Below are 23,717 nucleotides of genomic sequence, written 5' to 3'. Positions count from 1 at the left end.
GCCGACTAATTCGATCATTCTAGCAAAATAGGAGTTCTTGTCATGATGGAACTTCCCGTAGCCGTCATCGGTGCAGGGCCTGTCGGGCTCGCCGCCGCCGCCAACCTCGTTGCGCGCGGCCTTGCCGTGAAGGTCTACGAAGCCGGCATTGCGGCAGGCGCGAACATCAGCGACTGGGGCCATGTTCGGCTGTTCTCGCCATGGGCCTACAATGTCGATCCCACGGCCCGCTCGCTGCTGGAAAAGGCGGGCTGGCGGGCGCCAGACGAGGCGGTCTATCCGACCGGCGCCGACCTCGTCAGCGAGTATCTTGCACCCCTCGCGCAATCCCCTGCCCTGGCGCCGTTCATCGAGTACGGGGTGCGCGTCAGGACAATCGGTCGGCGCGGCATCGACAAGGTCGTCAGCCGCGACCGCGAGCTGCACCCCTTCCAATTGGCCATCGTCGACAGTGACGGGCGCGTCCGCCACGAGCTTGCGCGGGCGGTGATCGATGCCTCTGGAACCTGGGCGTCACCGAACCCGCTCGGAGCGGGCGGCGTGGCAGCTGAAGGCGAGGAAAAGTTCGCCGGTCGGATCGCCTACAGCATTCCGGATGTGCTCGGCGGTGACCGTGCACGCTATGCCGGGCGTACCACGATCGTCGTCGGTGCTGGCCATTCCGCCGCGAACGTACTGCTCGACCTGGCCGAGCTCGCGACCCAGGAACCCGCTACCAAGGCGATCTGGCTGACGCGCGGCAGCAACCTGTCCCGTGTCTATGGCGGCGGCGCCAACGATCAGCTCGCGGCACGCGGCGACTTGGGGCAGAAGCTGCGGCAGCTCGTCGAAACCGGCCGCGTCGAGCTCGTCACCCGTTTCGCAGTCACCACGATGCGCGAGGTGAGCGGCCAACTCGCCCTTGATGGCGAGACGCCTGATGGTCTTCGCACGGTTGGGGCGGTCGACCGGGTCGTGGTCTGCACCGGTCAGCGTCCCGATCTGGCCATGACCCGCGAACTTCGTATCGAGCTCGATCCCTGGCTGGAGAGCGCCAAGGCGCTCGGCCCGATGATCGATCCCAACCTGCACTCCTGCGGTTCGGTGCCTCCGCATGGGCACCGTGAGCTTTCCCATCCGGAACCGGGCTTCTACACCGTGGGGATCAAGAGCTATGGCCGCGCGCCGACATTCCTGATGCTGACCGGCTATGAGCAGGCCCGGTCGGTGGTCGCCGCAATCGCTGGCGATATGGCGGCTGCCGATGATGTTCAGCTTGTCCTGCCTGAAACCGGCGTATGCACGACCGCACCGGAGAGTGCCGGCGGTTGCTGCGGCGGCCCGGCTCCGACCGAACTAGACGCCTGCTGCGTCGACGACTTCTCCGCCAAGGCGCAGGGCAAGGCTGGGTGCGGCTGCAGCAGCTCCGCAAAGGCGAGCGAGGCCGTCCAGGCGCAATGACGACCCTTGCCACCTCCGAAACGAGCCCGGCTCCGGCTGCCGGAATCGGGCTCATCCTCGCTCTGGGCGTCACTCAGGTCGCCGGCTATGGCGCGCTCTACTACGCGTTCGCAGTGCTGGCACCTGGCATCACTATGAGCCTGGGTTGGGCGCCCGAGTGGACCTATGGTGGCTTTGCTCTCGGACTGCTCGCCGGGGGCCTGGCTGCGCCCTTCGCCGGGCGCCTGATCGACAAATACGGCACGCGCCGGATGATGAGCATCGGCAGCGTGCTCGCGAGCCTGTCGCTCTTTGCCCTGTCCAGGGCTGAAGGATTGGTGAGCTATTACGCGGCGATGATCGCCCTTGAGGTCGTATCGACGCTGGTCTTGTACGATGCCGCGTTCACGGCTCTAACCCAGGCGCATGGTGCGGGCGCCAGGCGCGCGATCAGCAAGCTGACGCTGATCGGTGGCTTCGCCTCGACCTTATTCTGGCCGCTCACCACCGGGCTGCTGGCGCAGGCGGATTGGCGCACGATCTACCAGATTTACGCGCTGGGATACCTGGCCCTGGCGCTGCCATTGCATGCGTTCCTCTTGCCCCGAAGCCATGCGGCATCCCTTGCAAAGCCGGCTCGTCCGTCCGAGACGTCAGGCCCTGATGGCTACCTAGCCGGCCCGGCCCGCCGACGCGCCTTTGTCCTGCTGGCGATCGCATTCTCGCTCCAGGGCTTCGTCGTCTCGGCCATGTCGATTCACATGCTGACACTGCTGCAGGGCCTCGGATTCAGCGCAGCGCTGGCGGTCACCTTCGGCGCTATGGTCGGCCCGTCGCAGGTGACCGGGCGGCTCATCGAGATGCTGTTCGGCACCAATGTGCCTCCGGTGACGACTGCGTGGGTCTCGGGCGCACTCATGCCGCTCGGGTTCATTCTGCTTGTCGTCGGCGGCAGCACGGCCGCCCTCGCGGGGCTGTTTGCGATCGCCTATGGCATCAGCATGGGACTGAGCTCGATCGTGCGCGGCACGGTCCCGCTCCAGCTCTTCGGTCCCGCCGGCTACGGTGCGATGCTCGGCAAATTGTCCGCGCCTGGCCTCGCCATCCGCGCCGCAGCACCGCTTGCTTTTGCCGTGATGCTCGAACGAGCCGGGCTCGCGACGAGTACGGTCGCCCTGGTCGCGTTATCGGCTGCAGCGGCGCTGGCATTGCTCATGCTGGCGCGTGACGTGGGCCGGGCAGGAAGCTGAAAGATCGACCTGCGGGCGAGGCCGGGCGAAGATTTGCGCCGCAATCAACGCACGCTCGCGTCCCCTCATCACATCTTCTCACGGCCGCTACGCGGAACGAGTCCGTGGACCGCCGCTTCGATCTGGCTGCGGACGATGCCGATGTCCTGCAACGCGTGCTCGTCGGATTCGCGCAGGTCCGCAATGGCGGCGCGATGATTGATGTAGCGCGTGACCGCCCGGTACAGCGCGCCCGGCAGGCGGAGCAATGCCTCGGAGCGCTTCGCGGTGACAGGGCGAGTGATGGTCAGCAGGAATGCAGACATTTTGGCCTCCGTTAGGTCGCACCGGGTCAGACGTCGGCAATACGCTCTCATCACGTCGGCGAGGTAATCGCCGGCCGTCGTAACCCTCGCGATTTCCGGTGCAGCTGGGTTGATATGAACAAAATGATCCGATACGATTCTCGGAGCAATAAAAACATTGTACTCGGTTCAATAAATGTCGAAATCCGATTATCTGAAGCTGGCCGACGCGATCGCCGCGGATATTGCCGACGGCAGGCTGAAGCCGGGCGAGCGCCTGCCGCCGCAGCGCAACTTCGCCTATGAGCGCAGGATCGCCGTCTCGACGGCGAGCCGGGTCTATGCCGAGCTGCTGCGTCGTGGCCTCGTCGTCGGCGAGGTCGGTCGAGGCACCTTCATCTCAGGCGAGGCCAGGCGCGGCGTTGCGGCGCCCGGCGAGCCGAGTGGCACGCGGATCGATCTCGAGTTCAACTACCCGATCCTGCCCAAGCAGGTCGCGCTGATCGCCAAGAGCCTGGCCGGCCTGGATGAGAGCGCGGCCCTGGATGCCGCCTTGCGGCAGGCGACCAGCGTCGGAACACCGGCGGTTCGCAGCATTGGCGCCGCGTTCCTGTCACAGGGCGGCTGGACTCCCGCGCCTGAGCAACTGGTCTTCACCGGCAATGGCCGCCAGTCGGTCGCTGCGGCGCTCGCCGCCCTCGTGCCGACCGGTGGCCGCTGCGGCGTCGAGGCCCTGACCTACCCTTTCATCAAGGGGATCGCCGCCCGGCTCGGGGTCACGCTGGTGCCGCTGGCGATGGACGAGAACGGCATGCGGCCCGACGCGGTGCAAAAGGCGCATCGCGAGGCCCATCTCTCGGCCCTCTACATCCAGCCGGCGGTCCAGAATCCGCTGGGCATGACGATGCCGCAAGCACGCCGGGCCGATCTGCTCCGAGTTGTCGAGGCGCTCGGCCTTCCGATCATCGAGGACAATGTCTACGGCTTCCTGGAAGATGAGCCGCCGCTCGCCGCGCTCGCGCCGGATTCCTGCCTCGTCATCGACAGCCTGTCCAAGAAGGTCGCGCCAGGCCTGACGCTTGGCTTCATCGTGACGCCGTTGCGCCTGCGGGAAAGCGTCAAGGCCTCAGTCCGCTCCGGAGGCTGGACGGCGTCGGGCTTCGCCTTCGCGGCCGCGCAGCGGATGATGAGCGACGGGACCATCGCCGAACTTGCGAGGCTGAAGCGCCTCGACGCCCGCGCGCGCCAGAAACTCGCAGCCGAGCGCCTCTCCGGCTTCGAGATTCAGGCCAACCAGAATTGCTATCATCTTTGGCTGACCTTGCCGGCGCATTGGCGCTCGCAAAGCTTCGTCGCGGCCGCCGCCCGGCGCGACATCGCTTTGACCCCCTCGAGCACCTTCGCAGTGACGCCCGGCCATGCGCCGAACGCCGTCAGGCTGGCGCTGGCGACACCGAGCATGGAGCAGCTCCATATCGGCCTGCACACGCTGGCGGCACTCCTCAGCACCGGCGAGGACGACTTCGACTCGACGGAGTGAGCGAGCCGCGGCCAGCGCGACCAGGCGTGACAACGTCCCGCCCTGAGCAAAGCGTCGCTGTCATTTGCCCGAGGCGAGCGGACAATCGCTTTCGTTCAAAGGGCGGTACGCGTCCTTGGCGGCGATCTTCTCTACGACCCTGTAGTACGCCAGGGCTTGTCCAGCTCCTTGGGTTCCTTGGCCTGGACGAGGTAGAAGTCGTGGTAGAGCTTGTTGTCGGCTCGCAGCATGGCCCCGCGGGCATAAAAATCATCGACGGTGGTGCAAATCTTTTCAAGAACACGATCGGTATCATCCGACCCTGCGGCGGCAACGGCCTTCAGATGGGCGTGACGGATGTCGTGAACACGCCAACAGCGGACATTGGTATCACGCCCGAAAGCAGACACTCTCGTTCAGACAGGAATGCGCTTTCATCCAACATTTGAGACAGAGCTCGCGCTGACGATTCTGTCCTAACTCAACGTCGTGCCGGGGCTGATCTAGAAGCGATCGGCGGCGAATGGCTTGAGATCACAAAAGGTCGGCGCACCGGTCATCGCATCCGCCAGAAGTCGCCCGGTGACTGGCCCCAAGGTAAAGCCGTGATGGGCGTGGCCGAATGCAAACCACAGGCTGCGATGCCGGGGCGCTTGGCCGATGATCGGCAGCATGTCGGGCAGGCAGGGGCGCGCACCGCGCCAGGGCTCGGCATCGAGACGCGGGCCGAGTGGCATGATTTGCCGCGCGATCTGTTCCGCCTGGTCGAGCTGCCAGGAATCCGACGGTTCATCGCGACCGGCGAGCTCGATGCCGGTGGTCAAGCGAATGCCCCGCTGCATCCGGCTGAGCACGAAACCGGCTTGCACGTCACAGAGCGGGTGCTGCGGGACCGCTCCATCGGCGACCGCATAGTGCATGTGATAGCCGCGCTTGAAACTGAGCGGAAAGCGATAGCCGAACCGCTCGCACAGATCGTTCGACCACGGTCCAAGGGCGACGACGGCCTCTGGCGCGCGCCATTCCCCGGCATCGGTCGGGAGGCGCCACCCCGTGCCGTCCTGCTGCAAGGCGTCCGCATCTGCACGGAGCAGCCGGCTTCCCCGCGCAGTGAAAAGGGCGGCATAGGCTCGCGTCACCGCGCCTGGATCGCTGACAGTGACCGGGTCGCGCCAGTGCACGGCACCGGCGACCGCGCCCGGCAGCAGGCCCGGCTCGCGTTCCCGAAGCGCCGCCTCGTCGAGAAGGTCGTAGGCGAGACCGTGAGCCGCGAGTTCCTTTGCGGCCTCTACAGCTCGCTGAAGACCGCGGCGGCTGCGATAAAGCTCGATCCAGCCCTCGCCGCGCATCAGCGCTTCGGTTCCGGCTGCCTTGCTCCAGTGCCGATGCTCGTCGATGCAGCGCTCGATCAGGGGCAGGATGGCGCGCCCTGATCTGTCGAGCCGACCGGGAGCTGAGTTCCACCAATAGCGCGCCAGCCAGGGCGCCATCCGCAGCAATGCCGCAGGCCGATAGCGTACCGCGATCGAGCGGTTCGAGGCGAAGGCGGCGAGCGTCGGGAGATCGCGAGGGAAAGCATAGGGAACGACCGAGGAACGCTCGATCAGTCCGGCATTGCCATGGCTGGTTTCGGCCCCGGGCTCGCCGCGGTCGACCAAGAGGACGCTGCGACCGCGCTCCTGCAGATGCAGGGCGACGCTGACGCCGACGATGCCGGCCCCGAGCACGATCACATCGGCCTGTCGTCCTGCGCTCGTCATCGCCTGGGCAAGCCCGTCTCCAAAGCTCGAAACGAGCACGTCCGCAGCGAGCCTCATCTGGTGAAGCTTTGCAAGAAAATAAAAATCCTTTGACACTATGAAAGAAAAATTTCTTGATGATGCCGCTGCAGGGAGCCTCCATGTCGCAGACCCTTCGCCAGAGATTGCAGGCCTGCCTCGCTTCCGGCTCCAAGGCCGACAAGACGCTGGCGAGCTACATGCTGGCGCAGCTGCCGAGCCTGCCCTTCGAGACAGCGGCGAGCTTGGCCGAGAAGGTCTCGGTCAGCGAACCGACGGTCGGGCGCTTCTGCCGCACGCTCGGCTACAAGAGCCTGAAGGATCTCAAGGGCAGCCTCGCCGAGGAGATCGGCGACAGGCCCTGGCTGATCAGCGACCGGCTGCGTGATTTCCAGCAACGCAGCCTCGCCGGTGACGACCAGTTGGCGCGCAGCCTCCAGCTGGAGATCGCCGGCCTCGTTCGGCTCTACGAGCTCGCCCAGAGCGAGGAGTGGAGGCGCGTCGCGCGCCGGCTGGCGAGCGCGTCATCGGTCTATGTCACCGGTTTTCAGACCGAGCGCGGCCTTGCGCAATACCTCGCCAACCAGCTCCAGTATCTGCGGGACGGCGTGCATCTGGTCGATCTCGCCGCCGGCAATTTTTCCGAGCTCCTGCTTTCGAATGAAGCGGAGCGCTGCCTCGTGATCTTCGAGGCGCGCCGCTATTCGCGCATGGCCAAGCTCCTGGCCCAACAGGCAAAGGACGCCGGCATTCCCACTACTCTCGTCACCGACGCCTTCTGCGATTGGGGGCGCGGACTGGTCGACGAGGTTCTGGTCGTCTCGACCGAGTTCAACCTGTTCTGGGACTCGACCGCTCAGATGGCGAGCCTCAGCAACCTCCTGATCAATGCTGTCTTCGTCGAGCTCGGCCCGCAGGTCGAAGCGCGCCTGAACCGGATGGCGGAGCTCTACGGCCGCTTCACCGGACATGTCGGAGGCGGTCCTGGGCCACTGGGCTGAGTCAATCCAAGCCTTTCGCAACATCTCAAAACAAAAGGGGAAGCGAGATGAGGACGATATTGAAGGGGAGCATGCTGGCGCTGGGCCTTGCCGCCCTGGCCACGACGACGACGGCGCTTGCGCAGGAGGCGACCTTCGTGATGACCGCGCGCCTCGTCGGCGCGCCGACCTATAATCCGATCAAGGCGACCAAGCTCAACACCGCGACGACGCTGATCTTCGACCGGCTGGTGGTGCAGGATGCCGACCAGAGCTTCCATGGCCAGCTCGCCAGCTCATGGGAGTCGAGCCCCGACGGCATGCAATGGACCTTCAAGCTGAAGCCCGGCGTGAAGTTCCACAATGGCGAGCCGTTCAACGCCAAGACCGTCGCCTGGTGGGTGCCGCAGTTCAAGGGCAGCGAGAACGCCTTCACCGTCGAGGCGATCGAGCGGGTCGAGGCCGTCGACGATTTGACGGTGCGCTTCCACATGAAGCATCCCGACCCGAACCTGCTGTTCAACCTCGCCAGCTCCTTCATGTGCATTCCCGAGCCCAAGTCCTATGAGGCGCTCGGCGACAAGTTCGGCGTGACCGAGGCGATCGGCACCGGCCCCTACAAGATGCAGCAGTTCAGCGTCGGGCAGCAGACCGTGCTGGTGCGCAATGACGACTATGCCTGGGCCGCAGGCCTTTCGACGAACCAGGGCCCGGCCAAGTTCAAAAAACTGACCTTCCGCGAGATCGGCGAGGAATCGACGGCCTATCTCGAACTGAAGACCGGCGGCGCCGACATGCTGGTCAACGTTCCAACCGACTTCCTGCCGCGCATCCAGGCCGACAAGTCGGTGAAACTCGTGACCTTCCCGGGCAACGAGTTGGTCTACATGCCGATCAACACCAGCGTTGAACCCTTCACCGACATCAAGGTCCGCGAGGCCACCGCCTTCGCCGTCAACCAGAAGGAAATCCTCGCCAGCCTCTACGGCGGCAACGGCGCCGCGGCCGACACGTTCCTGATCTCCTCGCTGAAGGAGGCGCAGGTCGAGCAGAAGTTCAGGATCGCCTATGATCCCGAGCGTGCGAAGAAGCTGTTTGAGGGAGGCGGCTGGAAGCCGGGCGCGGACGGCATCCGCGTCAAGGACGGCAAGCGCCTCACGGTCAAGCTCTGGACCCAGAACGGCACCGAGTTCAAGCGCCTCGTCGAGATCGTCCAGGCCCAGCTCAAGGCGGTCGGCATGCAGGCCGAGATCAGCATCATCGATGCCGGCTCGATCAATGCGCAATACCGCAAGAAGACCGACCACCAGCTCGCGATCCGCGCCTATCAGTGGACCAATGCCGACATCGTCGACTGGTTCTTCGCCGCCAAGCGGGCGGGCTATCCGAACGTCTCGATGTTCAACGATCCCGAGGCCGAGCGCCTGAACGACATCGCCATGAACAAGTCGAAGACCTGGGACGAGCGCGTCGCGAACTTCACCAGGTATCATGAGTACGTGCTGTCGCAGTACCCGTTCGCGCCGATCTACCAGCCGGTGCAGAGCCTCGCCTATGGCAAGCGCATCGCGATGCCGGACAAGATCCGCGGCATGGGACTCTACAGCTCGACGATGCTGGACATCGCGCCGGCGAACTGACCGATTCACGCAAGCACCCGGGAGGAGCCCTTGCTGCGCTTCGCGATCCGGCGGCTCGCCATGCTCGTGCCGGTTTTCCTCGCCGTCTCGCTGGTGATCTTCATGATCGTCCACCTCGTGCCGGGCGATCCGCTGGAGCATCTGATCCAGGTCGGATCCTCGCCCGAGCAGCAGGCGCAGATGATCGCCCGCTACGGCCTCGACCAGCCGCTGCTCGTGCAATACGGGCGCTGGCTCGCCAAGGTCGTCGGCGGCGATCTCGGCGACGCCATCGTGATGCGCCAGCCGGTGGCGCGGTTGATCGCTGAGAACCTGCCGCACAGCCTCGCGCTCGGCGGCGCGGCGCTGATCTTCTCCACCACGGTCGGCATCGTCACCGGCGTGCTCGCAGCCTCCTTTCGCGACAGCCTGTTCGACCGGGTGGTGATGGGCTTCATCCTGCTCGGCTCGACGCTGCCGAGCTTCTGGCTGGCACTGCTGATGATTCTCGCCTTTGCCGTCCAGTTCGAATGGTTCCCGGTCTCGGGCGCGCGCAGCTGGGATGCGCTCGTGCTGCCGGCCCTGACCATCGGCATCGGCGGCACGGCGCTAATCGCCCGTGTCACCCGCGCCGCCATGGTCGAGATCGCCGGTCGCGACTTCGTCCGGGTTCTGCAGGCCAAGGGCCTGTCGTTCTGGCGCATCCAGCTCCGCCATGTTCTGCAGCAGGCGATGCTGCCGGTGATGACCATCCTCGGCCTGCGCATCGGCTGGATACTCGGCGGAGCGGTCACGGTCGAATATGTCTTCGCCCGGCCGGGCCTCGGCTCGCTGCTGATCACGGCGCTCGGCCAGCGCGACTACCCGCTCGTGCAGGGCTGCCTGCTCATGCTCGCCATCGCCGTGATGCTCGGCACGCTTCTCGGCGACCTCGCCCAGGCGGCGCTCGACCCGCGCCTGCGCGAAACCATGGGGGCAAGATGAGCCGCTCCTCGCTCGCCGCCCGTCTCGCGCGCTCGCCGCGTGGCGCGCTCTGCGCCCTGTTTCTGGTCGGGCTCGTCTTCTGCGCGCTTTTCGCGCCCTGGATCGCTCCTTATGACTATGCGGCCCAGAAGCTCAGCCTCGCCAACACCCCGCCCTCAGCGGCGCACTGGCTCGGCACCGACGAATTCGGGCGCGACCTGCTCTCGCGCATCATCCAGGGCGCCCGCACCTCGCTGAGCGTCAGCGTGCTCTCGATCGCAATCTCGATGCTCGCGGGGGCGACGCTCGGTGCCGCCGCTGGCTATTTCGGCGGGATCTTCGACCGTATCGTCACCGTCGTCGTCGACCTGACCTGGTCCTTCCCCGAAATCTTGCTGGCGCTGATCCTGATCGCGATCCTCGGGCCTGGTCTGCATTCGACCGCGATCGCCATCGCCATCGCTTATCTCGCCCAGTTCACGCGCTTGACCCGAGCGCAGGTCATGGCGCTCAGGGGCGAGCTCTTCGTCGACGCCGCGGTGACGGCCGGCGCGAGCCCGGCGCGCATCCTTTTCCTGCATCTCCTGCCGAACGCGATGACCCCGGTCATCGTCGCCGGGATGCTGGCGACGGGCGATGCCATCGTGCTCGAGGCGACGCTCGGCTTCTTCGGCCTCGGTGCCCAACCGCCGACCCCGTCCTGGGGCGCGATGATGAGCTCCGGCACAGCCCAGATCTTCATCGCGCCCTGGATCATCATCTTCCCCGGCCTCGTCATCGCGACGACCGTGATCGCCATCAACCTGTTCGGCGATGCGCTGATCGAAGCCCTCGATATCCGCCGGCCGCTGCGCGACGGCTGATCACCCTTGTCCGAGAATTGCTGAGAGGAACGCTATGAGCTTCACTGTGCTGACCGCCGAGTTCGCGCATGAGAGCAACACCTTCAGCCGGTGTCCGGCCGACTATGCCGCCTTCCAGGATCGCGGCTTCGCCCTGGGTGAGGCCGCGATTGCGGCGCGCGGGGAGGCCAACACGTCGATCGCCGGCTTTCTCGATATCGGCCGCCCGGCCGGATGGCAGGTGATCCATGCGATCAGCGCCTCCGCCCAGCCGTCGGGCCCGGTAACGCGCGATGCCTATGACCGCATCGCTGGCGTGATCGTCGAGGCGGCGAAGGCCCATGCCGGATCGATCGACGGCGTCCTGCTCGGCCTGCACGGTGCCATGGTCACCGAGTTCTGCGAGGACGGCGAGGGCGAGCTCCTGGAGCGGCTGCGCGCTGTGCTCGGCAAGGACGTGCCGATCGGGATCACGCTCGATCCGCACGCCAACGTCACCCGCAAGATGACCGATCTCGCCGACATCGTCGTCTCCTACAAGACCTATCCGCATGTCGATGTCCGCGAGACCGGCCGGCTGGCTGCGGACATCATGCAGCGCACGCTCGCCGGCGAGATCAGGCCGGTGACACTGCGCGTCGAGCGGCCGATGCTCGAGGAGGTCAATGGCGGGCGCACGGATATCGGCCCGATGGTCGAGCGCATCGCCAAGGCCAAGGCCTATGAGCAGGAGCCGGACGTCTTCGCCGTCAGCGTCAATGGCGGTTTCGGCAATGCCGACATCACCGAAGTCGGCCCGACCGTGCTCGTCACCTGCCAAGGGGATCTCGAGCGCCATCGCGCCTTCGCCGACGCGCTCGCCGAGGATATGTGGCAGCGCCGCTTCGAGGTGATCACGCCTTTCCTGTCGGTCGAGGACGCGGTCGCGGAGGCGGCGTCCTATGTCCGGAGTTCGGGGCCGCTGATCATCGCCGACTATGCCGACAACCCGGGCGGTGGCGGCTATGGCGACGCGACCGAATTGCTGCGCGGCATGATCGCGGCTGACCTCGAGGACGCCTGCTTCGGCCCGATCGTCGACCCGGAGGCGGCAGCCGAGCTGCGTCGGGGCAAGCCCGGCACGACGGTCTCGGTCAGGCTCGGCGGCAAGGTCGATCCTACGATAGGCGGCGGCCCGCTTTCGCTCACCGGCACGCTCGTCAGCGTCAGCGACGGCGACTATGTCGGCGATGGCCCGATGCTAGGGGGCCTGCATGCCAGCTGGGGGCCGTGCGCGGTGCTGCGCGTCGGCGGAATCGACATCCTCGTCACCACCCTTCGCGCCCAGATGAACGATTTGCAGCAGTTCCGTGCCTTCGGCATCGATCCGGCCGCCAAGCGCGTGGTCGGACTGAAATCGATGCAGCATTTCCGGGCCGCCTTCGAGCCGATCGCCGGCAAGGTGATCGTCTGCGACAGCGGGGCGCTCTGCACGCCGGATCTGAGCAAGCTGCCCTATCAGCGGGCCAGGCGTCCGATCTTCCCGCTCGACAGATGACAACGGGACAGCCGACCACTCCAGCCCTCCAAGGACTGGAGCGGCCTCGGCCTCCAGCCGCAAGCTTTGTCAGCTCAGCATCAGAAACGCTTGTCTTCGTCCCGGGCGAAATGCGCCAAGAACGGACCTTGCATCATCGCTCCGGCGTCGGCTTTGCACCCCAAGGCCGCAGTGTGAACGCGGCCTAACGGAGCTTGGCGATCCCGATGCCATCGAGTTTGGCGCGGTCTTTGATGGATTCCTCGCTGCGCGTCATCGCCTTCGAAATCGCCTTCAGTGCCATGCCCTTCCTGGCGAGCAACTTCAGCTTCTCGAGTTCCTCATGTGTCCAGGGTTGGCGGTGTCGTTCAAATCGCTCGGTCACAATCTGCTCCTGCTCTGCCGGGACGTTTCCGGTATTCACACCGACAATAGCAGTAATGGCGACGAACTCGGCCGCACGTATGGATGCGTGCCGAGCCTACCCTGCCGCTCGGCGCCAACTGCCGACATTGAGTGCGTTCCGCAAACCAGACGTTGATTCAAAAAGCAGCCTGCGTCTGTTGATTTCCAATCCTAGATACTCTGGCGAAGAGACCGCGGCGTTTCTCCGAACGCCGCTTTGAAGTCGCGCGAGAGATGGGCGCTGTCGGCGAAGCCCGCCCCCATGGCGATGTCGGTGAGCGAGCTCTTGCTGTTCAGGATCAGCCAGCGTGCATATTCCAGCCGCAGCTTACGCTGGAACGCCGCCGGGCTTTGGCCCAATGAGGCGCCGAACAGGCGCTCGAGCTGGCGCGGGCTGACGCCGACATAGCGCGCCACGGCGGCAATCGGCGGGGGATTGTCGAGCCGCTGCTCGATGAACTGCGCCGCCTGCTGGACCCTGACGTCGAGATTGGGTGCTAGTTCGGCATAGAAATGCGCTTGCGGCATCTCGGCCGGGCGCATGTCCTGCAGCATCATGTGCCGCATCGCCTGCTGGGCCTTGTCGCGGCCGCAATGGCGCGCGACGAGATAGAGGCCGAGATCGATCGCTGCCGTCGAGCCGGCGCAGGTGATCAGGTCGCCCTCGTCGATGAAGAGGCGCTCCACCCCCGCCGAGACCTTGGGAAACCGCTCCTTGAAGGCGTCCAGCACATTCCAGTGCACACAGACCCGGCGCGGACCGACGAGGCCCGCTTTGGCGATGGCGAAGGTGCCGGTGCAGATGCCGAGCAGGCGCACATTGCAGGCTGCTGCGCGCCGCAGATAGCCGAGCAGGCTCTCAGGCAGGGCATCATTGAGATAGCCGTTACCGCCGCAGACGGCGATATAGTCGAATCCGGCCGGGTCGAGCAGGGCTGCATTCGGCGAGAGCGAGACGCCACAGCTCGAACGCCGCGGCTCGCCATCGAGGCTCATCACGGTCCAGCTCGCATGCAACTGGCGACTGCGTCCGCCATGATCCGCCGCCAACCGCAGCACGTCGATCAGGCCTGAGAAGGCGGCGAGCGTGAACTGGTCGAGCAGGACGAAGGCGATCCGCAGCCGCGAAACGGGGTCGGGCGCGGGATGTGGCCGATCGCTCGCCGAGTGAAGAAACTGCGCGGTGCTCATGTCGTGATTATTCAAATTTTGGGCCGGCGAATTCTAGTGCCTTTCGCTCACTGCGCGTCAACATGTCCTGCAGAAGCGCAAAGACGCTCGGCAGAGGAGAACGACGATGACCCGTACCGTCCGGCTGGCCACGGCCATGCTCGCCACCACCCTGCTCACCGCTCCGGCGCTGGCGCAGCAGCCCTCGTCGATCACGGTCGCCTGGTATGGCGGCAATTGGGGCGATGCCTTCAAGGCCTGCGTCGCCGAGCCCTTCACCAAGGCGACCGGCATCGCCGTGAATGCCGAGATCGGCACCTCGACTGTCACCCTGGCAAAGCTGCAGCAGCAGAAGGCCGCGCCGACCATCGACGTCGCCTGGATGGATGGCGGCATCAGCGAGCTCGCGCTCGCCGCTGAGGTGACCGACAATCTCGACCCGGCGGTGATCCCCAACCTCGCCAACACGCTGCCGGAAGCGATCTACAAGAGCGGTGCGACCACCTACGCCGTCGGCACCGGCTATTATTCGCTCGGGCTCACCTACAACACCCAGAAGGTCAAGGCCGCGCCGACCTCCTGGAACGACCTCTGGAAGCCGGAATTCGAGGACGCGGTCACGATCCCTTCGCCGGCGAACTCCTCGGGCGTGCCTTTCGTGATGTTCCTCTCGAAGATCTGGGGCGGCCCGGCCGGCGACCTCGCCCCAACCTTCAAGAAGATCAAGGAGCTGAAAGCCGCCCTGTTCTTCGATTCCTCGGGCGCCGCGACCAATGCCTATCAGAGCGGCGAGGCGATCATCGGGGCTCATTTCAACGTCGGCGCCTGGGATCTCGCCGACAAGGGCCTGCCGATCGGCTTCGTCGTGCCCAAGGAAGGCGCCTGGGCGACCGATGCCCGTCTGCATCTGGTCAAGGGCACGCCGAAGAAGGAGGCTGCCGCCAAGTTCATCAACCAGGCGCTGACGCCGGAAGCCTCCGGGTGCCTCGCCGAAAAGCTCTATCTCGGCCCGTCCGTGAAGAACGTTACGGTCAAGCCCGAGACGGCGCGCAAGCTGCCCTGGGGCGAGACAGGCTCGGTCAAGAACCTGCAATTGTTCGACTGGGCCGAGATCAACGGGTTGCGCTCGCGGGTCGTCGACGAGTGGAACCGTCAGATCGCCCGCAAGTGAGCGAACAGCCACGAGCACCACGAGCCGCAGCATGAGCACCCCGATCCTTGCCATTGACGGCCTGTCCAAGCATTTCGGCGGACAAGCGGCCCTGACGGCGATCGATCTTGCCGTCGAGCAGGGCGAGTTCATCGCCCTGCTCGGGCCGTCGGGCTGCGGCAAGACCACGCTGCTGCGCTGCATCGCCGGCTTCCTGACGCCGGAGGCCGGCACCGTCAGGCTGGCGGGCGAGGATGTGACGCGGTTGCCGCCCTATCGGCGCCCGCTCAACACGGTGTTCCAGAACTATGCGCTCTTCCCGCATATGAGCGTCGCCGACAACGTCGCCTATGGACCGCGCCGGCAGGGCGTCGCCAAGGACGAGGCGGCAAAGCGCGCCGCCGAGGCGCTGGAACTCGTCGGCCTCGCCGGCTTCGGCGAGCGCCTGCCGGCCCAGCTCTCCGGCGGCCAGCAGCAGCGCGTCGCTCTGGCGCGCGCCATCGTCAACCGGCCGCAATTGCTGCTGCTCGACGAGCCGCTGAGCGCGCTCGACCTCAAGCTGCGCAAGAAGGTCCAGGGCGAGCTCAAGCAGATCCAGCACCGGCTCGGCATCGCCTTCCTGTTCGTGACGCACGACCAGGACGAGGCGATGAGCATGGCCGACCGGATCGTGCTGATGAATCGCGGCCGCATCGAGCAGATCGGCCGTGGCCAGGATATCTATGCCCGCCCGGCGACCCGCTTCGCCGCCGACTTCATCGGCGACGCCAATCTGCTCGAGGTCGAGCGGCGCGGCTATGGCAGCCTGTCCCTGCTGGGCGGCGCGATTACGCTTTCCACCGCTGATGCACCGCAAGGCGAACTCATCGGCGTGCTGCGGCCCGAGGATATCCTCGTCTCGGCCGAGCCCGTTGCCGGGTGCCTCGCCCTGCCGGCCGTCCTCTCCGACATCGTCCATGTCGGCAGCCATGCCTCGGTCGCGCTGACCATCGGCGGAACCGTGCTGACAGCCAGGCTCGCGCCGTCCGCTCTGGCCGGCCTGAGTGCGGGCCAGGCTGTCTTCGCCAATATCCGCCTCCCGGACCTGCGCCTCGTGCCGGGGGATGCGTCGTGAGCCGGACGCTGCGCCCGGTCGTGCTGCTCTGCGCCCTGCCGGCGGCGTTCTTCGTCGCCTTCTTCCTGGCGCCGATGGCGGTCGTCCTGATCGCCAGCCTGACCACGCCCGGCGGCCAGCCGACCTTCGCCCATTACCTGCGCATCCTCGCCGACAGCTATCACTGGGACGTGCTCTGGGTGACGTTCCGCATCGGCGCGCTGACCACGCTCATCTGCGTCCTGATCGGCTACCCGCTCGCCTGGTATCTCGTCCGTACCGTGCGCTTCAGGCCCTGGCGCCGGTTCTGCGTGATCCTTTTGGTCGTGCCGCTGTTCACCAGCAACATCGTCCGCTCCTTCGGCTGGATGGTGCTGCTCGGGCGCAATGGCCTCGTCAATGACGGGCTGATCGGGCTCGGCCTGATCGAACGGCCGATGCGTTTCCTCGGCACCGAGCTCGGCATCCTGATCGGCCTTGTCTACATCCTGCTGCCCTTCATCGTGCTGGCCGTCGGCAATGCGCTCGCCAAGGTCGATCCGGCACTGGAGCACGCCTCCGCCGATCTCGGCGCGACGCCGGCCGGCACCTTCCGCACGATCATCTTCCCGCTCAGCCTGCCGGGGCTAATGGCCGGCGCGGTCATGGTCTTCATGCTGGCGGTCAGCGCCTATGTCACGCCGGCGCTGCTCAGCGGCGGGCGGATCACCGTCTTCTCGATGCTGATCTTCCAGCAATACAGCTCGGTCTTCGACTTCAACTATGGCGGCGCGCTCAGCATCACCATGCTGGTGCTGACGCTGGCGCTCGTCGCCATCGCCGGGCGCCTCAGTGAACCGGGGAGGGCCTGAGATGGTCGCGCTCATCCTCGTCAGGATCGTCTCCTTCGCAGCGCTGGCCTATCTCGCGCTGCCGCTGGTCGTGCTCGTCGGGGCGTCGCTGACCACGACCAGCTTCCTCGCCTTCCCGCCGCAGGGGCTCACCCTCGCCTGGTACGGCAAGATGCTGGGCGATCCGTCCTATGTCTCGGCCTTCACGACCAGCACGCTGCTCGCGGTCGCTGCAACCGTCGTCGCGATGCTGCTGGCGGTGCCGGCGGCGATCGCCATCGCCCGCTATCGCTTCGCCGGCCGCCGCCTGCTCTCCGAGACGCTGATGTCGCCGCTGATCCTGCCGCATGTCGTGCTCGGCGCGGCGCTGCTGCAATATGGCAGCGCGATCGGCCTCGTGCGCAGCTTTCCGGCTCTGCTCGTCGGGCATGTCGTGATCATCATGCCCTTCGTCCTGCGCGCCGTGCTGCCGCAGCTGACCGATGAGCAAAAAAGCCTCGAAGACGCCTCCGCCGATCTTGGCGCGCGGCCTCTGACCACCTTCTTCCTGGTGACGCTGCCGCAGATCCGCAGCGGGCTCGTCAGCGGCGCGATCTTCGCCTTCATCGCCTCCTGGATCAATGTCGAGCTCAGCATCTTCAACACCACGGCCGAGCTGACCACGATCCCGGTCAAGCTGTTCAACTACGTCCAGTACACGATCGACCCGACGATCGCGGCTGTCTCCGGCCTGACGATCATCGTCGCCGCCATCGTGATCGTGCTGCTCGACCTCACCATCGGCCTCGACGTGCTCTCGGAGCGACGCCGCTAACCCCTCACGACCAACTGTCTTTCAAAGGAGCCGCACATGCGCCAGCAGAATGTCTTCGATGTCGTCTACACGCATACCGAGGGTGAACCCCTCTGCATCATCCATAGCGGGATTCCGTATCCGGCCGGGTCGAGCATCCTGGAGAAGCGCCGCTTCCTCGAGGAGAACTATGACTGGCTGCGCTGCGCCCTGATGCGCGAGCCGCGCGGGCACAAGGACATGTTCGGCGTGTTCCTGACGCCGCCGTCGAGCCCGGAGTTCGATGCCGGCCTGATCTATATCGACGGCACCCAGTATTCCCATATGTGCGGCCACGGCACGATCGCGGTCGGCATGGCGATGGTCGCGCTCGGCCTCGTCCGGCGCGGCGCGAATGGCCGCACCGCCATCCGTTTCGAGACCACCGCCGGGCTGGTGACGGCCGAGGTCGCCAATGACGGGCCGGACGTGCTCTGGACCCGCTTCGAGAACGTGCCGGCCTATGTCGCGGCGCAGGACGTGCCGTTCGAGCTGCCGGGCGTCGGCTCGCTCAAGGCCGACATCGTCTGGGGCGGCAACTATTTCGGGATCATCGACCTGCGCGGCACCTCGCTCAAGATCTCGCCAGAGAACGGCTCGGAGCTCTCGCGCCTTGGCATCATCGCCCGCGAGCAGCTGCGCCAGAAGGTCGCGATCCAGCATCCGGCCTCGGCGCATATCAACAACTTCAACTTCGTAACCTTCTGGCACGAGCCGACGATCGAGGGCGCCTTCTACAAGAACGTCCACGTCTTCTCAGCCGGCCAGCTCGACCGCTCGCCGGGCGGCACCGGCACCAGCGCGATGATGGCGATGTACGAGGCGCGCGGCCTGATGAAGCTGCAGCAGCCGATCCGCTCGGAAGGCCTGCTCGGCTCCGGCACCTTCGAAGGCTGCCTGATCGGCGAGACCAGCCTGAACGGCACCCGCGCGGTGCGCCCCACCGTGAAGGGCACTGCCGGCCTGCTCGGCACCGCACGCTGGACGATCAACCGCGACGATCCGGTCGACGCCGGTTTCCTCGTCGCCTGATCGGGATAGGCGCCGGGAGAGCAAACCCCGTTGTCCCGGCGCAGCCATTTGAGTGCATGCGCTTCCTGGTCGCACCATTAGCTGACATTGGCCCATTGCCGACGACGTCTATGCGGTCGACAGCGGTGCCGACACCATCGTCGAAGCGCGAGCGGGGTTTTCGGTGAGTGCAGCTGTGCCGGTCGTGCTGTCCGCCACCATGCCAAGTCGGACAGTTTGGGACCGTCAGACGAGACGTTCGATAGTCCTCGCAGTCAAGGGAAAGGCCCGGCAGCGCGGGCGCGTTAAGCAGGGCTCCCCATTTCGACCCGGCATAGCCGAGCCGAGCCCTTCGCATGCAACAGGCGAGGCCGGAAACGGCCCCGCCTCTGCCCTTGGTAATGGAGACGAGGTCTCGGCTTACTTCGCCGCGCGCCCTGCGGCGACCCAGCTGTCGAACTGCGTCTTGTGGGCGCCGATCCATTCGTCGGCCATCTTGGTGATCAGGGCGTTGCTGCCACCGTTCTTGTTGATGTTGAACTCCCAGCCCGACCAGTCCTCAAGCGGGAACTTCATGTTCTCGATGAGCGCCTTCACTGCCGGATTGGCCGCGACGAACTTCTTGTTCGCCACCGCCCCCCAGTTCCACGAGGCCATCGCCATGCGGCAGGGGTCGGCGCCGCCGGCGCAGCCCTTGACGCCCTTGACCAGAGCCGAGCCCTTGTTCGGGACGGACGCCGGCAGCGCATCCTCCGGCGTCGGCAGCCAGACGACGTCCTTGCCCGGAACCAGTGCGTTGTTCACCCAGGACGGGCTCCAGGCATAGAAGAAGGCCGGTTCGCCGCGCTTCACCCGCGCCACGGCCTCGACCATCAGCGCTTCGTACTTGCCGCGAATGGATTTCACGGTGTCCTTCAGGCCGAATTTGTCGAGCTGGAAGTCGACGACGTCACCGCAGGACCAGCCGGGATCGCAGTTGATCAGGTCGGCCTTGCCGTCCTTGCCGAACAGCGCCGCGATCTTGGAATCCTTCATCTGGATCAGCGAGGTGATGCTGTGGGCATCGGCCGTCTTCTTGTCGATCAGGTAGCCGTTGATGCCGCCGCCGACGATCAGGCCGCCACCGACAATCTCGGCATCCTTCTCGACGGCGCGAAAGCCAGGTTCGCGCTGTGGGAAGTTGACGTCGGTCGCAAGGTCGAGATCGCCCTGTGCCGCCGCCTGGAAGAATAGGGTCGTGTTCACAGTGCTGAGCTTGATGTCGTAGCCGAGCTCCTTCAGCGCCTTCATCACGATCTGGGCGGTGACGTAGTTGGCGCCGAGGCTGTCGCTCTGCGCGTAGCGGATCGTCTTGCCCTTGCCGGGCAATTCCTGCGCTTGCGACGGCGCCGCAGCAAAGGCGAGCACGCTTGCCGCAGTAGCCGCCGTCAGAACTTTCAGCCGATTGATAGTCATCATTTCGTTCTCCTCGTTGCCCGGCAGTTCGTGCCGGCGTCCTTTGCGTTGCTTTTTGTTGTTCCCCTCCCCGCCTCGCGGCGGGTTCTCAAGGCGGTGTGCAACAGCGTTCCAACCCAACTTGCCGGCGCATCTGGCGATGCGTCAGACAGCCTCCTTGGCCGATACGACCACGGCGCCCGCCTCGTCGGGCTGCCCGCCCTTGAACAGGCGCGCCACCGTGCCGAGCAGGGAGGCGCGCGCCGCAGCCCGGCCACCCGTCTTCGGCGCAGCCAGCTTCTGCGTGATCCTGTCGAGAACCATGGCGAGCAACACGATGGCGATGCCGCCGACCGCGGCACGGCCGACATCGAGGCGGCCGAGCCCCTGGAGCACGACGAGGCCGAGGCCTTCGGCGCCGATCATCGCCACGACGACCGACAGCACCATGGCGGTCAGCACCGTTTGGTTGAGGCCGCCGAGGATGGTCGGGATGGCGAGCGGCAGCTGGATCTCGAAGAGGAGCTGCCGCTTGTCAGCGCCGAAGGCGAGGCCGGCCTCGACAATCTCGTGCTCGACCATGCGGATGCCGAGATTGGTGAAGCGGATCAGCGGCGGCACCGCGGCCGTCACGACCGCGACTTCGCCCGGCACGGTGCCGACCCCGAACAGCATCACGACCGGGACGAGGTAAACGAAGCTCGGCGTCGTCTGCATGATGTCGAGGATCGGGCGCACGACGTTCCAGACCCCGTCACTACGGGCACACCAGATGCCCATCGGAATGCCGATCACCGCGCAGAAGACGATGGCGGTGGAGATCAGCGACAGCGTCGTCATCGCCTCGTTCCAGACGCCGAGCATGGCGATCACGATCAGCGAGACGGCGCTGAACAGCGCGATTCCCAGCGTCGACAGCCGCCAGGCGAGCAGGAAGAAGCCGACAACGAAGACCGGGAACGGAATGGCGTGCAGGACCCAGTCGTTCAGGCTCAGCAGGTTCTCGACCGGCCATTTGATGGCGAGGAAGATCGGGCGCAGGTTGAGCGCCACCCAGCTGACCCCGCTCTGGATCCAGGCGTCGACCGGGAAAACGGCAAGATCGTCAGCCTTGAACATGGCACTCTCCAGCGGAAGCGATCTTGGGCGTGGTGGAGGAGATGCGGGCCAGGATGTCGTCGGCGCCAAGCGTGCCGACGAATTTGCCGTCGTCGTCGACGACCGCGATCAGGCAGCCACCGCGATAGCTGCGAGCAACTTCCAACAGCTTCGCCCCCGGCCCCACGCTGACATAGTCGGCGCTCAGTGCGCCGATCTCGCCACTGCTGCGGGCCTTGCCGCAGGCGTCGGCGTCGAGCGTGCCGAGGATCCGGCCGTCGCGGTCCAGCACGAAGCCCGCCCTACCGGTCTCGCCGACCAGGCTGCCGCGCTCCGATTGCAGGATCGGCTCGCCGGCGCGCATCACCGAGCGCGCGTCGAAGAGGCGGGCCCGGTCGATCTCGCGGGTGAAGGCGGCGACGTAGTCGCTGCCCGGCTCCAGCACGATCGATTGCGGCGTGCCTTCGCGGACCAGCTCGCCCTCGGACATGATCGCGATGCGGGTGCCGAGCTTCAGCGCCTCCTGGAAGTCATGGGTGATGAACAGGATCGTCTTGTTCAGCGTGCGCTGCAGGCGTAGCAACTCGTCCTGCATCTCGGTGCGGATCAGCGGATCGAGCGCGCTGAACGCCTCGTCCATGATCAGCACGTCCGCATCGGTCGCGAGCGCGCGGGCGAGGCCGACGCGCTGGCGCATGCCGCCCGAGAGCTCATGCGGAAAGTGATAGCCCCAGCGGCCGAGGCCGACCACGGTCAGCACCTCCTCGGCGCGGCGCCGGCGCTCGGCCGGAGCGATGCCGCGCAGCTTGAGGCCGAACTCGACGTTCTCGATGACGCGCTTGTTGGGCAGGAGCGCGAAGTGCTGGAAGACCATGGAGATGCGGGTGCGGCGCACCTCGCGCAGGTCTTCTTCCCCGAGCGGCACGATATCGCGACCATCGAGCAGGATCTTGCCGGCGCTCGGTTCGTTGAGCCGATTGATGCAGCGCGCCAGCGTGGACTTGCCGGAGCCCGACAGGCCCATGACCATGTACATGGCGCCCTCGGGCACCGTCAGCGAGACGTTGTTGAGGCCGACGACCGCGCCGAGCCTCTCGAAGACTTCGTTCTTGTCGCCGCCCTTGGCCAGGATATCCAGCGCAGGCCCGGGCGTGCTGGAGAATATCTTGTACAGATTCTGGATCTGCAGTCGCTCGGTCATCTCCGAAACCCCTCCTCTCGGCGCCCGATTGCACCGGGCTTGTTCGACCTGCCTGCCGACCTCAGTTAAGAGCCGGCCGGGATGGCGCGTCTTCCGTCGTTCCGAAGGAGGCTGAAGGCCCTCCCTCGTCCCCCCGAAGGAAGGTGCACGCGATCGCCGCTAGCGCAGCGGCGAGAAATCAGTCGGCAGCAGGATCCGGTTCTCGGCCTGCTCGATGGTCTCCGAAAGCTTGGGCAGGAAGGCCTGCCAGCGCGGATCATCCGCGAGCTGCTGGCGCCGGCGCGTCCTGTCCTCGAAATCGGCATAGGCCCAGAGATGGGTCACGTGGCTGAGCGGTCCGATCTCGGTGGTGAAGTAGCCGACCAGATGGCCGAGGATCGGCTGCTGGATCTCCAGCCCCTCCTCCCGCACCAGCTGGAGATAGCGGCCGACGCGGCCGGTGCGGATGCGATAGATCCGTTCCTCGACGATCATGCGCGTTGTCCCTCCCTGCCGTCGCCGAGGAAGCTGCGCATCAGGCCGGCGACCTGCTCGGGCGCCTCGGTCAGGATCGAGTGGCGCAGGCCCGGCAGAATGTGCAGCTGCGAGCCGGAGATGCGCTCGTGCATGTAGAGCGCCATGCGTGGATTGGAGCCGGCATCCTCCTCGCCTGTCGCGATCAGGACCGGGATGCGGATCTGGTCGAGCAGCCCTCCAAAATCGGTCTGCGCCAGCACCCGATAGGCCGCAGCATAGCACTCCGGGTCGTTCTCGGCATTGCGCTGGCGCAGCTTCGCGATCAGCTCGGGATTGCGCTCCTGGAAGCCTTCGGTCAGCCAGCGCGAAAGCGAGGCGTCGTAATGCGAGCCGCGGTCGCCGGCCTGCAGGGCCGCAAGCCGCGTCGCGACGCGCTCGCGTTCCTCCTCGTTGCGTCCGGCCACCGTCGCCAGCAGCACGAGCCGGCGGACGCGCTGCTGATGCGTCAGCGCAAGTCGCTGCGCGATCAGCCCGCCAAGCGAGAAGCCGGCGAGGTTGAAGCTTTCGAAGCCGGCATGATCGGCCAGCACCAGCACATCGCCGACGAAATCGTCGATCTCGTAGCGCCCGCGCACCTTGCTCGAGCGGCCATGGCCACGCAGGTCGAAACTGAGGATGCGGAAGCGGTCGGAGAGGCGTTCCGCCACGCCCTTCCAGGCCTCGAGATAGGAGCCGACGCCGTGGACGCAGATGAGCGGCTCGCCCTGCCCCTGCAGGCGATAGTTCAGCGTTACGCCGCCGACGGTCAGGCTCCGCGGCCCGTCTGCCGGTTCGGCGCGCCGGGCGGCTGAGGTTCCCGCGGCCATG

At 66.1% G+C, this 23,717-nt stretch carries 23 protein-coding genes; 14 read left to right on the top strand and 9 right to left on the bottom strand.

The annotated features are described in order from the left end of the window. Positions 1-42: 42 nt before the first annotated feature. Positions 43-1,440, top strand: coding sequence for an FAD-dependent oxidoreductase (locus BLM15_RS05150; protein WP_126110985.1), 1,398 nt, complete (start codon positions 43-45; stop codon positions 1,438-1,440). After that, positions 1,389-2,669, top strand: a complete 1,281-nt coding sequence (locus BLM15_RS05145) for an MFS transporter (RefSeq protein ID WP_126110983.1) — start codon at positions 1,389-1,391, stop codon at positions 2,667-2,669. The genes BLM15_RS05150 and BLM15_RS05145 overlap by 52 nt, the downstream gene beginning before the upstream one ends. A gap of 68 nt (positions 2,670-2,737) precedes the next feature. On the opposite strand, the gene BLM15_RS05140 is transcribed toward BLM15_RS05145, so the two are convergent. Next, complete coding sequence (locus tag BLM15_RS05140; protein ID WP_126110981.1) at positions 2,738-2,974, bottom strand: DUF1127 domain-containing protein; 237 nt, start codon at positions 2,972-2,974, stop codon at positions 2,738-2,740. A gap of 175 nt (positions 2,975-3,149) precedes the next feature. Between BLM15_RS05140 and BLM15_RS05135 the strand changes: the two genes are divergently transcribed. Both BLM15_RS05135 and BLM15_RS05130 read left to right on the top strand, forming a co-directional pair. After that, positions 3,150-4,493, top strand: a complete 1,344-nt coding sequence (locus tag BLM15_RS05135; RefSeq protein ID WP_126110979.1) for an aminotransferase-like domain-containing protein — start codon at positions 3,150-3,152, stop codon at positions 4,491-4,493. 200 nt (positions 4,494-4,693) lie between these two features. Further along, on the top strand, positions 4,694-4,921 hold the full coding sequence (locus BLM15_RS05130; RefSeq protein ID WP_126110977.1) for a hypothetical protein: 228 nt from the start codon (positions 4,694-4,696) through the stop codon (positions 4,919-4,921). Between the two features lie 54 nt (positions 4,922-4,975). On the opposite strand, the gene BLM15_RS05125 is transcribed toward BLM15_RS05130, so the two are convergent. Further along, positions 4,976-6,232 carry an NAD(P)/FAD-dependent oxidoreductase gene (locus tag BLM15_RS05125; RefSeq protein ID WP_126116066.1) on the bottom strand — a complete coding sequence of 419 codons (1,257 nt, stop codon included), beginning with the start codon at positions 6,230-6,232 and terminating at the stop codon, positions 4,976-4,978. 140 nt (positions 6,233-6,372) lie between these two features. On the opposite strand from BLM15_RS05125, the gene BLM15_RS05120 reads away from it, so the two are divergent. The 5 genes from BLM15_RS05120 to BLM15_RS05100 are packed head-to-tail and all read left to right on the top strand — an operon-like array spanning position 6,373 to position 12,191. Continuing rightward, the gene (locus BLM15_RS05120; protein WP_126110975.1) at positions 6,373-7,251 is read left to right on the top strand and encodes a MurR/RpiR family transcriptional regulator; all 879 of its coding nucleotides are present in this window, start codon (positions 6,373-6,375) and stop codon (positions 7,249-7,251) included. 47 nt (positions 7,252-7,298) lie between these two features. Further along, positions 7,299-8,870, top strand: a complete 1,572-nt coding sequence (locus BLM15_RS05115; protein WP_126110973.1) for an ABC transporter substrate-binding protein — start codon at positions 7,299-7,301, stop codon at positions 8,868-8,870. A 30-nt stretch (positions 8,871-8,900) separates the two neighbouring features. Beyond that, the gene (locus BLM15_RS05110) at positions 8,901-9,833 is read left to right on the top strand and encodes an ABC transporter permease (protein ID WP_126110971.1); all 933 of its coding nucleotides are present in this window, start codon (positions 8,901-8,903) and stop codon (positions 9,831-9,833) included. Continuing rightward, on the top strand, positions 9,830-10,675 hold the full coding sequence (locus BLM15_RS05105; protein ID WP_126110969.1) for an ABC transporter permease: 846 nt from the start codon (positions 9,830-9,832) through the stop codon (positions 10,673-10,675). The genes BLM15_RS05110 and BLM15_RS05105 overlap by 4 nt, the downstream gene beginning before the upstream one ends. A 34-nt stretch (positions 10,676-10,709) precedes the next feature. Continuing rightward, entirely contained in the window at positions 10,710-12,191 is a 1,482-nt protein-coding gene (locus tag BLM15_RS05100; protein WP_126110967.1) for a M81 family metallopeptidase, read from the top strand. A gap of 184 nt (positions 12,192-12,375) precedes the next feature. Here BLM15_RS05100 and BLM15_RS05095 read toward each other — a convergent pair whose 3' ends face one another. Together BLM15_RS05095 and BLM15_RS05090 are read right to left on the bottom strand one after the other, a co-directional pair. After that, positions 12,376-12,555 (bottom strand): hypothetical protein, encoded by a 180-nt coding sequence (locus BLM15_RS05095; RefSeq protein WP_206438608.1) that lies wholly within the window; start codon positions 12,553-12,555, stop codon positions 12,376-12,378. A 191-nt stretch (positions 12,556-12,746) separates the two neighbouring features. Further along, the gene (locus tag BLM15_RS05090) at positions 12,747-13,766 is read right to left on the bottom strand and encodes a GlxA family transcriptional regulator (RefSeq protein WP_126110965.1); all 1,020 of its coding nucleotides are present in this window, start codon (positions 13,764-13,766) and stop codon (positions 12,747-12,749) included. Positions 13,767-13,872: 106 nt separating this feature from the next. Between BLM15_RS05090 and BLM15_RS05085 the strand changes: the two genes are divergently transcribed. Genes BLM15_RS05085 through BLM15_RS05065 form a run of 5 tightly spaced genes read left to right on the top strand, consistent with a single transcriptional unit; the run spans position 13,873 to position 18,682 of the window. Further along, complete coding sequence (locus tag BLM15_RS05085; RefSeq protein ID WP_126110963.1) at positions 13,873-14,916, top strand: ABC transporter substrate-binding protein; 1,044 nt, start codon at positions 13,873-13,875, stop codon at positions 14,914-14,916. A gap of 31 nt (positions 14,917-14,947) precedes the next feature. Next, entirely contained in the window at positions 14,948-16,009 is a 1,062-nt protein-coding gene (locus BLM15_RS05080; RefSeq protein ID WP_126110961.1) for an ABC transporter ATP-binding protein, read from the top strand. Further along, the gene (locus BLM15_RS05075; protein ID WP_236846575.1) at positions 16,006-16,839 is read left to right on the top strand and encodes an ABC transporter permease; all 834 of its coding nucleotides are present in this window, start codon (positions 16,006-16,008) and stop codon (positions 16,837-16,839) included. Before BLM15_RS05080 ends, BLM15_RS05075 begins: the two co-directional genes overlap by 4 nt. Before the next feature lies 1 nt (position 16,840). Beyond that, positions 16,841-17,632: an ABC transporter permease gene (locus BLM15_RS05070; protein ID WP_126110959.1), complete on the top strand. Its 792-nt coding sequence runs from the start codon at positions 16,841-16,843 to the stop codon at positions 17,630-17,632. Positions 17,633-17,668: 36 nt separating this feature from the next. Continuing rightward, positions 17,669-18,682: a proline racemase family protein gene (locus BLM15_RS05065; RefSeq protein ID WP_126110957.1), complete on the top strand. Its 1,014-nt coding sequence runs from the start codon at positions 17,669-17,671 to the stop codon at positions 18,680-18,682. Positions 18,683-19,081: 399 nt separating this feature from the next. Here the strand turns inward: BLM15_RS05065 and proX are convergent, their stop codons facing one another. The 5 genes from proX to BLM15_RS05040 form a co-directional block, all read right to left on the bottom strand. Further along, positions 19,082-20,119: a glycine betaine/L-proline ABC transporter substrate-binding protein ProX gene (gene proX, locus BLM15_RS05060; protein WP_164547399.1), complete on the bottom strand. Its 1,038-nt coding sequence runs from the start codon at positions 20,117-20,119 to the stop codon at positions 19,082-19,084. A gap of 141 nt (positions 20,120-20,260) precedes the next feature. Continuing rightward, positions 20,261-21,214 carry an ABC transporter permease gene (locus BLM15_RS05055; RefSeq protein WP_126110955.1) on the bottom strand — a complete coding sequence of 318 codons (954 nt, stop codon included), beginning with the start codon at positions 21,212-21,214 and terminating at the stop codon, positions 20,261-20,263. Further along, on the bottom strand, positions 21,201-22,394 hold the full coding sequence (locus BLM15_RS05050; RefSeq protein WP_126110953.1) for a quaternary amine ABC transporter ATP-binding protein: 1,194 nt from the start codon (positions 22,392-22,394) through the stop codon (positions 21,201-21,203). The genes BLM15_RS05055 and BLM15_RS05050 overlap by 14 nt, the downstream gene beginning before the upstream one ends. Before the next feature lie 159 nt (positions 22,395-22,553). After that, positions 22,554-22,868, bottom strand: coding sequence for an NIPSNAP family protein (locus tag BLM15_RS05045; protein ID WP_126110951.1), 315 nt, complete (start codon positions 22,866-22,868; stop codon positions 22,554-22,556). Then, a complete protein-coding gene (locus tag BLM15_RS05040) occupies positions 22,865-23,716 on the bottom strand; it encodes an alpha/beta fold hydrolase (protein ID WP_126110949.1) in 852 nt (283 codons plus the stop codon). Before BLM15_RS05040 ends, BLM15_RS05045 begins: the two co-directional genes overlap by 4 nt. Between the last annotated feature and the right edge of the window lies 1 nt (position 23,717).

The organism is Bosea sp. Tri-49, from assembly GCF_003952665.1.
In the GTDB taxonomy this organism is placed as follows: domain Bacteria; phylum Pseudomonadota; class Alphaproteobacteria; order Rhizobiales; family Beijerinckiaceae; genus Allobosea.
Note: the sequence above shows the minus strand (reverse complement) of the source record. Positions and strands in the feature narration are given on the sequence as shown.